The organism is Robertmurraya beringensis (assembly GCF_042433785.1).
GTDB lineage: Bacteria > Bacillota > Bacilli > Bacillales > Cytobacillaceae > Robertmurraya_A > Robertmurraya_A beringensis.
In genome coordinates this window covers 1-8879 of the sequence record NZ_JBHLUU010000083.1, presented here as the reverse complement: position 1 = coordinate 8879, position 8879 = coordinate 1, and the positions used below count along the sequence as shown (strand labels likewise).

Genomic DNA, 8879 nt, shown 5'->3' with positions numbered 1-8879 from the left:
TCTTTTTCAAGCGGTCAAGGGAATCAAACCCACACTTAGATTCCCGTTGCTCTCTTTTTTTAGCAGTCAAGGGAACCAAACGCACACTTAGATTCCCGTTCAGCTCTTTTTCAAGCGGTCAAGGGAACCGAACGCATACTTAGATTCCCGTTGCGCTCTTTTTTTAGCAGTCAAGGGAACCGAACGCATACTTAGATTCCCGTTGCGCTCTTTTTTTAGCAGTCAAGGGAACCAAACGCACACTTAGATTCCCGTTCAGCTCTTTTTCTAGCGGTCAAGGGAACCAAACCCACACTTAGATTCCCGTTCAGTTCATTTTAAAGCAGTCAAGGGAACCAAACCCACACTTAGATTCCCGTTCAGTTCATTTTAAAGCGGTCAAGGGAACCAAACCCAGACCCAGGTTCCCATGCAGCACTTTTTCACGCACTCATAGGGATTCAGAACCTACGCCATCAAAACCCCATTTCATATAATTCTTCAAAATAAAGCTCTTCAAACTTTTTATTCAGGATTCCGTAATAATAGGCAATAGGCTTATGAACGCTACTTACTTTGAATTTACTAATCATTTGTTTAAAAGAGTGCACGGCCATATTTACCACGAGATCGGTATGGCTTTCACAATTATTCCGGTATGCAGCGATTTGGGCCATTTTCCAATACTCCTCAATCTGCTTTGCTTCTGGAAAGAAGTATCTAACGACTCGAGAGAAGGAGTAAGGAACCCGATCGCTTGTGTAAGTGTAATCTAGTGGCTTGTTATTCATATCCTCTGAAGGTTTGGATGAATCCGTTTCTTTACGTTCTTTAATCTTTATATTTTTAGTTTTAGAAAGATTACTAGTTTTATTATGGTGGTTCAAATTATCCTCCTTGGGTAGTTCGTTTGTAGGAAAAGGTTGAAAAACATACAGATTACTAGACTGAGAACCATTACTTCTTTCGGTTTCATGAACGATCAACAGTCCTAACGCAATCGCCTTTTGGATCATTCGTTTAAAAGTTGAACGGGAGATTCCGTTTCCGTTGTGTTCCTCATGGATGGCTTTTAACACGGTCCCAATTTTGGCATTGCAAACGCCAGGGATTTTCGCAGCAAAACGAACGAGTCGATTTAATCCTACTCGTTCCCCCTTAGAGAAATTATCCTTATGGACAGCCATCCACATTTCCATATGAGTATTAAAATCTTTTAAAGAAGAAAATTGAGAATACGTTTCAAATTGTTCAATACAGCCATTTTTCAAATTCATTTCTTGGCACCGTCCCTTCATTGTTTATATAGAGAAGGGCGGTTCAATTGGACAGGGTGGTTTTTAGGTATTTGTGACGGATTTTTGAACAGTTTTGGATTAGAATGTAGTGAGGGTTACGTTAATTTGATTCTATTTTGTCTAAATTAAGTAATGGTTAAAAAATTATAGAAGGGGTTTTAGAGATGGATGCAAATAAAAAATGGCTTTCCATTCCGAAAGAGATGAGAAATAGTCTACTAGGGAATGTTTGGTGTGGGAATTGCTCTGATGTAACAACGATTACTGCTTTTATAGTAGAAGAAAGTAATTTTGGTATTGTGTTAAAAGGAAAGTGTAAAAATTGCGGTAAAAATGTGGCTAGGGTGATTGAGGAAGAGTGAATAAAGGATGAAGGGAAACAATGGTCGATCGTTCCAAGTACAAATCCTTTAAACAGTTATATCTGTGGCATTAGCTTACTTTTGGTATGTTAAGAAAACTCCATATTTGAAAATTGAAATACATGTGTTGTATCGTATTCATATACGAGGAGTGATTCCATGAATGAAACCATTGAATTGTTAAAAAATCATCGCTCAGTAAGAGAATTTCAGCCTAAAGAAGATGTAAGTGAAGGTCAAGTGGAAACCATTATCTCAGCGGCAATGGCTGCTCCCAACTGGATTAATGGACAGCAAGTGAGCGTGATTGAAGTGAGAGATCCAGAAAAGAAATCGACATTGGCTAGCGCTGCAGGCAATCAACGTTGGATTGATGAGGCACCGGTGTTTCTGGTGTTTTGTTTAGATTTTTATCGGGCAAAGTTGGCTGCTGAGAAAAATGGAAATCAACTTCAAATAGTTGATGATATCGAAGCGGTGATTGTTGGTTCAACAGATGTGGGGATTTCTCTAGGAAGTGCGGTGATCGCAGCTGAATCGATGGGACTTGGGACGGTTCCGATTGGCGGGATAAGAAGAAATCTTCAAACCATTATTGAGGTTCTCGACCTTCCAGAGTATGTTTTCCCCGTTTCGGGTCTGGTTATTGGTCATCCAAGAACACTTCCTGATCAAAAACCAAGACTCTCTCTTCAAGCAACCCATCACAAGGAGCAGTATCAGGCTAATATTCAAAGGGAACTCATCGATGAATATGACCAGAATATTTCGCTCTATATGTCTGAGCGGACGAATGGCCAGGATGCAAGTAATTGGTCCAGTAAAGTAGCTCATTTTTATGACAAAGGATTTGAGCAGTATGCCAAAAACTCTAGTCCTAAATTGAAGCAACAAGGATTTAAATACAAGTAGGTTTGGAGGAGTTATTAAGGTGCCGCAATTAATAATTAGAGGAATAACAGTTGAACAGGTAAAAACCATTAGTAAACTACTGGTACAAGAATTGGCTACCCTTTGTGACTGTGGAACCGATAATTTTACCTTAGAGATTATGAATTCTACCTTTGTTTTCGATGGTGAAGAGGTTCCTGGATATCCATTTATTGAAGTCAAATGGTTTGACCGGGGGGGAGACATTCAGGACGAATTTGCTAACATCATTACGAAACAGGTTCATTCCCTCGGGATACCTGAAGTAGAAGTGGCTTTCCATACCTTTAGGGAGTCTGATTATTATCTTAATGGAAAGAGTTTTGCTTAATAGTATCATGGGAGCGGTTCTCCTGTTTCATTTTCAGATGAAACGCGGGAGCCGTCCTTTTGTTTACCTAAGAAAAATTCAATCAAACGTTTGATTGAATTTTATTTATCAATTTTCAAATAGATAAATAGACTATAAAGATTTAGAATAAGAGTAGGTCATTCCAAAAAATGTTAGAGGGGGGATTTATATGATCCCGGCAAAAATAGATTCCAACCCTATCTCTACAAAAAGAGAGAAAAGCATGGAATACGTCGTCGATTGGTTCGAACAGCATAAGAAATCCTTGTATACACTTGGTTATTTTTATCTTAGTAATCAGCATCAATTGGAAGAACTTTTCTATCAATCTATTATACAAGTCCATAAAGAGTTGCCGCGATTTAAACATGACAACTCCTTCGATATGTGGGTGACTTCGCTTTTCATCCATCACTGCCGAACCTTTTCGCATAATAGAGCCAATCAAGCCGTAATGGATAAGGAACCACATCCGGATTTACTTACCGCGCTTGATCATCTGAAAGAAGATGAGAGAGAAGGGTTGCTCCTTACCTATGTAAAAGGATTCTCCCAGGAGGAAGCAGCACATATACTTCGAGTTTCAGTGAATCAGATCAAGGAGTTGTTGTATTCTGGAATCCGATCACTTAGAAAACAAATGGGCATTGGGGAAACCTTTCATGGCTGTACAGAATATCATAAGAATTACATTGATTATTTAGAACGAACGATGGAGCGGCCGAAGAGGGTTGATTTTGAAGTCCATATTTATCATTGTGAGAAATGTCAGGAGGATTTGTCTACCTTTCAGGATGCTAGGCTATCATTATTAGACCATACCGATAGGCTACAAGATTTACATGTACCCTCTGGATTAATGGAGAATGTTAAAGAGAGGCTGTTAGAAGAGGAAAACATTAGACGTCAAAGAAACCAGAAGCGTAAAAAATGGGGGCTTGTTTTTGCAAGTGTTTTCGCAGCGCTCATGAGTATCGGATTTTTCACGGGGGTCTATTCTAACCTCTACTATACATGGACAGAAGAAGATGAACAGCTGCGTGCTTTTCTGCAACAGGATCTGGGTGAAAGGGTAACCCTAGAGGCGGAAAGCGAAGGGGTGACAGTTAAAATTAAAGGCGTGGTTGCTGACGATGTTCAGACCCTCGTTTTTTATGAAATCATTGATTCCAATGAGGATAATCAATATTTTATGAATTATAATGACGGAGTTTTTGTAGGAAACGAAAACGAGATTATGAACCGTGATACCTACCCAAAATACTATCCTCCAGACCTTGAATCTGATATTAATAATCAAGAAAAGAACGTGTATCAAGGGAAGATTAGTCTCTTGCCGCTCAAGACGGATGAAGGGACCGTCGAGTTAAAGATTACCAAGCTTATGCAGTTGATTCGTGATTCCTCTGAGTCGATTGAATACTGGCCTTACGGAAACAATCAGTACAAGACAGGGGAGTGGAGTTTTGAAATTCCTGTAACGAAACAACCTTCTACCGAATTTGCATTGAAAGCTGAAACTGAAATCGAAGGAATACCGGTTCGATTTGAGAAATTGATCGTTGCACCAACCACAACGACTTTACAATATAGTGTCAGTCGAACACAGATAGAGAAGAGGATAGAATTCCTTACTTTTCGCAACCTAGAAGTCAACAATCAAATTGTAAAAGCAGATATGTTTGGGAGTATGCCTACGAATTCACAGCCGGATATGAACTGGTATAGTTTTCAAGCACAATTTGACACTCATTTAGGAGAAAAACCAAAAGAAGTTAGTGTTCAATTTGAATCTGCTTATTTAACATATGAAGACCATAAAACCATCGCACTGGATGAGACTCAGGAATATCCTCAAACCTTTGAATACGCGGGAAGTACAATCAGCATCGATAAGGTCGAAGTCGGAGTGCCTACCACGATTGTGATAAGCGATCATGAAATTGAGAATCGAGCCTATGAGTCCCTACATATCAATATTGTTGGGGAAGATGAAAGTTTACCTAATTCCATGAACATGGAGACAGAAGGAGTCATCGTGGACAAAAACGGGGTAATATACGACATGAACAACACTCCTTTCAACTATGAAGAAATTGAACAACCACGTCATTTCATCACAGTTCAAACGCTTAGATTAGAAAATAGCAACATGGTTCCTAAAAGACTTGATATTTTTGGATATAATACAACTAAATATATGAATGATATTGTGACGATGGAGTTGGAATAACGTATTAGAAATATGTGATCTCATAAATTTCAATCAACGACATTTCATTAATGAACTATATGAACCTAAACCGTCTCAGCCCTGGATTGAGACGGTTTTTTGATTGAGGAGGAGCATATCCTTGATGACTGAGAAAAATATATAGGCGTTGACTGAAAATAGACTATAAAACTTAGAAGTGTGTAAACTAATCTGTAATAAATTTAGAATTAAAAGTAAGTGATTAGCTTTACAAGATTGTTTTAATAAAGGAAGACTAAATAATGCTATTAGTAATCATAATACTGGCCTTTATATCCATCCTGTTATTAGTTAGTTTAAAGCGTCTACAGAAAAGATTTGATCCAATAGAAATATTTCTGCTTTTTATGTTCAATTCATACAACGGGCAGAATTTCTTTTATCTTCTTTCTTCTCCATACCAACATTTAAGGGTGGTAGAAAAACATTTATCGTTCTGGTCCGCAAGAATTCATTATGGGATTGTGTTACCTGTTCTGTTGATGTGGGTAATGTATGTGTTAAGAGGGAGTGGAAAGTTATCTTTAAAGATTTCTCTCTGTATTTTATGGATAATTGCTGGAGTATTAATGGATAAAATGTTACTTGTTGTTGGTGTGTTGGAATCGAAAGGAGGGGATTGGTACCCCTCTGTTGATATGGTTATAGCTATGATCGTTCTTTGTACGGGCATTTACTTCATGGATATTTTACCTTCCATACTTAGGAGAGAAAAGGTGATAAAAGGTGAAGGAGATATATGACAAAGCCATTCAGCCCATGCTCCCGAAAACATTTGATGAAAACGAATGGTGTGTAATTGCTATTACAATCCTGGTTATTATTTGTATTTACTACATTACCCCAAAAAGTAGGATTCTCCTTTGGACAGAAATAATCGGAATATCTCTTTTAAATTTGCAATTAACCACATTAGGAGATTATTTTTTAGCTATGCCACCCTACGATTTCTATGATACGGTGGACAGGAATAGTGGGGAACTCATGGATATTTTTCTTCAAAATATTGTGTATCCAGGGACGGTCCTTTTTATTATGCATTTTTACAAAAAAAGGACTATCAACGAGGTAGTATTTATTTTAATTAGTAGTCTCATTCTGAGTGCACTAGAAAGTATTAGTGTATACTTTTTTCATTTATTTACATTCAAGAGTTGGGAATATTATTACTCAATTATCTTTTATATTTTCGTAATGACTACTAATGTGGTTTTTTATGAAGTATTTAAATCCATCATTTCGAATCGGATAGCCAGGAATAGTATGTAGGAATGGAAGTTCAAAAATTTTAAAAAGTCCATATTCCAATTGCTGCCGAGTCGCTTGTACATCCCTCCATTAAGAATGGTACTTTATTACAGGAAAATTACAGTTCTTTAACAAATCACAGAAAAATGACGGAATTTCCAAGTCGGTGGCGAATTTTATAGGTATAGAGAAAAATAGGGGGCAATATCTGAAGCTAATTAGGGGGACTAAATATGCTAGGATTCGAAACCAATATCGATCAATTTGCCACTATAAAAGTAATTGGGGTTGGAGGCGGCGGAAATAATGCCGTGAACCGGATGATTGAGGACGGCGTGCAGGGAGTGGAGTTCATTGCCGTGAATACAGATGCGCAGGCTCTCAACATGTCAAAGGCGGAGGTCACGATGCAAATCGGTGGTACGTTGACCAGGGGCTTAGGGGCCGGTGCCAATCCTGAAATCGGCAGAAAGGCTGTCGAGGAGAGCAGGCAGCAAATCAGTGATGCCCTACAAGGTGCGGACATGGTGTTCGTAACGGCAGGAATGGGAGGCGGAACCGGGACCGGAGCTGCGCCGGCGATTGCTCATATCGGGCGCGAACTTGGTGCGCTTACAATTGGAGTGGTGACTCGTCCGTTCACTTTTGAAGGCCGCAAGCGGGCACAAAATGCGGCAGCTGGAATTGAAGAGATGAAGAAAGCCGTTAATACCTTAATCATCATTCCAAACGAGCGATTGCTAGAAATCGTCGACAAGAAAACGCCGATGATTGAAGCCTTTCGTGAGGCGGACAATGTCCTCAGGCAGGGTGTCCAGGGCATTTCCGACTTGATCGCCGTGCCAGGCTTGATTAACCTAGACTTTGCTGACGTGAAAACAATCATGTCCAACAAAGGAACGGCGCTTATGGGCATCGGAGTGGCTTCAGGCGAAGACCGTGCTGCCGAAGCTGCCAAAAAGGCCATCTCCTCGCCGCTGCTTGAAACAAGCATCAATGGCGCGAAAGGAGTGCTGATGAACATCACAGGTGGCATGAACCTCAGTTTGTATGAAGTCCAGGAAGCGGCCGACATTGTGGCGGCTGCAACAGATGACCAGCTTAACATGATTTTTGGATCGGTCATCAATGAAAACCTGAACGAAGAAATCATGGTGACCGTGATTGCGACCGGCTTCGATCATGATGAGGAGGAAGCTCCGCCGTCGAACACATCGCGCCGTACTAGGGACATGATGGCCAATTCACGTGAGCAATACCATGATCACTCGAGACAGCGAGAGCCTGTTGCCCATGCAGAAACTTGGAATTACGACCAAGCCCAAAACTACAGCCAATCCGGCAGCTACGGTCAATCTGGAAACTACATTCAATCCGGCAATCACAGACAGCCGCCTGCCTACGAAGAGCCCGCGAATTACGAACGTGGTACCCAGCAGCAAGATGACTCGCTTGATATTCCATCGTTCTTGCGGAAGCGAAACAGAAGAGGGTAAACCCAAACGAACAAAAAGGTCAAATCATTTGCGATTTGGCCTTTTAATATAGATAAAAACAAACGTTAATTCAGCCATTTTAATTCGGTTCGGTCATGCAAAGCCCCTAAATTTTAACGATAGGGTGATAGAGTAAAAGATAGGGATCTTAGCTAAAAAAGACTAGCTGCTTTTGATGGCAGTACGCCCTTAACCGTAGGCTCCTGGAAATACGGTTTATATCATTTGCTTAATAGAATCTTCGTCTTCTTCTTCTTCTTTCCCTTTTGAATTCAAAGGGGAAAAATAAGATTTCAAAGGGTAAAAAACGTCTCCTTCTAAAGTCGTTACGAAAATATCCCATGTGAAATTATCCTCCTTTCATTCAGAAGTCTATATGAGAAAGGGACAGATTAACTTAACCTGCCCTTTGTTCCGTACAATTTAGTAGCGGTCCATAAAAGAAGCCCCTACAATGATCAGTAGAATGAACAATACCACGATTAATACAAAGTTGCTGCTATTGCTATAACCACCATTTTGATAGCCCATATTTATCACCACCTATTGGATTTTTCGATGGAAAACACTCGTACGATGTATATATATTTTCTTTAGAGAAGGGGTGATTGGACAAACATCATCATGTTTGGACAAAATCAGCGATTTGCTTAAAGAATTTCAAAACTAAAACTAAAAAGCGTCTGCAATACATGCAAACGCCCCTTTGGAGGTGCTTGGAGGTCAGTGGTAATAATAAAATATGCAATCAGAATAAAGCTGTATGTCGCTTCTTCTTCGACTAACGGAGCAGTTTTATGGAAGAAGGGTCAATCAAACATATGGGAAAATTAGGGTAGTGTCAAAAGATTTATGAAAACTACCTAAAGGGTTAGTTTCTCTCCTATTTACTGGATGGAGATGCGCCGCAATCGCTCTTGACAAACACGCCAATGGTTTGAGGATTGTTTAACAAGGGCG

The 8879-nt window shown here is 39.7% G+C and carries 8 protein-coding genes; 6 read left to right on the top strand and 2 right to left on the bottom strand.

What is annotated here, in order from left to right:
- Positions 1–455 precede the first annotated feature (455 nt).
- Positions 456–1256, bottom strand: coding sequence for a hypothetical protein (locus ACFFHF_RS12365; RefSeq protein ID WP_377058281.1), 801 nt, complete (start codon positions 1254–1256; stop codon positions 456–458).
- Positions 1257–1441: 185 nt separating this feature from the next.
- Here ACFFHF_RS12365 and ACFFHF_RS12360 point away from each other — a divergent pair, with 185 nt between their 5' ends.
- From ACFFHF_RS12360 to ftsZ, 6 genes are all read left to right on the top strand, one after another.
- Positions 1442–1639, top strand: a complete 198-nt coding sequence (locus tag ACFFHF_RS12360; RefSeq protein ID WP_160548294.1) for a hypothetical protein — start codon at positions 1442–1444, stop codon at positions 1637–1639.
- A 159-nt stretch (positions 1640–1798) separates the two neighbouring features.
- Positions 1799–2551, top strand: a complete 753-nt coding sequence (locus tag ACFFHF_RS12355) for an NADPH-dependent oxidoreductase (protein ID WP_377058280.1) — start codon at positions 1799–1801, stop codon at positions 2549–2551.
- A gap of 19 nt (positions 2552–2570) precedes the next feature.
- Entirely contained in the window at positions 2571–2900 is a 330-nt protein-coding gene (locus ACFFHF_RS12350) for a DUF1904 family protein (RefSeq protein WP_377058279.1), read from the top strand.
- A gap of 190 nt (positions 2901–3090) precedes the next feature.
- Positions 3091–5154 (top strand): sigma-70 family RNA polymerase sigma factor, encoded by a 2064-nt coding sequence (locus ACFFHF_RS12345; protein WP_377058278.1) that lies wholly within the window; start codon positions 3091–3093, stop codon positions 5152–5154.
- Positions 5155–5417: 263 nt separating this feature from the next.
- Positions 5418–5918 carry a hypothetical protein gene (locus ACFFHF_RS12340; protein ID WP_377058277.1) on the top strand — a complete coding sequence of 167 codons (501 nt, stop codon included), beginning with the start codon at positions 5418–5420 and terminating at the stop codon, positions 5916–5918.
- Positions 5919–6656: 738 nt separating this feature from the next.
- On the top strand, positions 6657–7919 hold the full coding sequence (gene ftsZ, locus ACFFHF_RS12335; RefSeq protein WP_377058276.1) for a cell division protein FtsZ: 1263 nt from the start codon (positions 6657–6659) through the stop codon (positions 7917–7919).
- Between the two features lie 423 nt (positions 7920–8342).
- Here ftsZ and ACFFHF_RS12330 read toward each other — a convergent pair whose 3' ends face one another.
- On the bottom strand, positions 8343–8450 hold the full coding sequence (locus ACFFHF_RS12330) for a YjcZ family sporulation protein (protein ID WP_377058275.1): 108 nt from the start codon (positions 8448–8450) through the stop codon (positions 8343–8345).
- Positions 8451–8879: the final 429 nt, after the last annotated feature.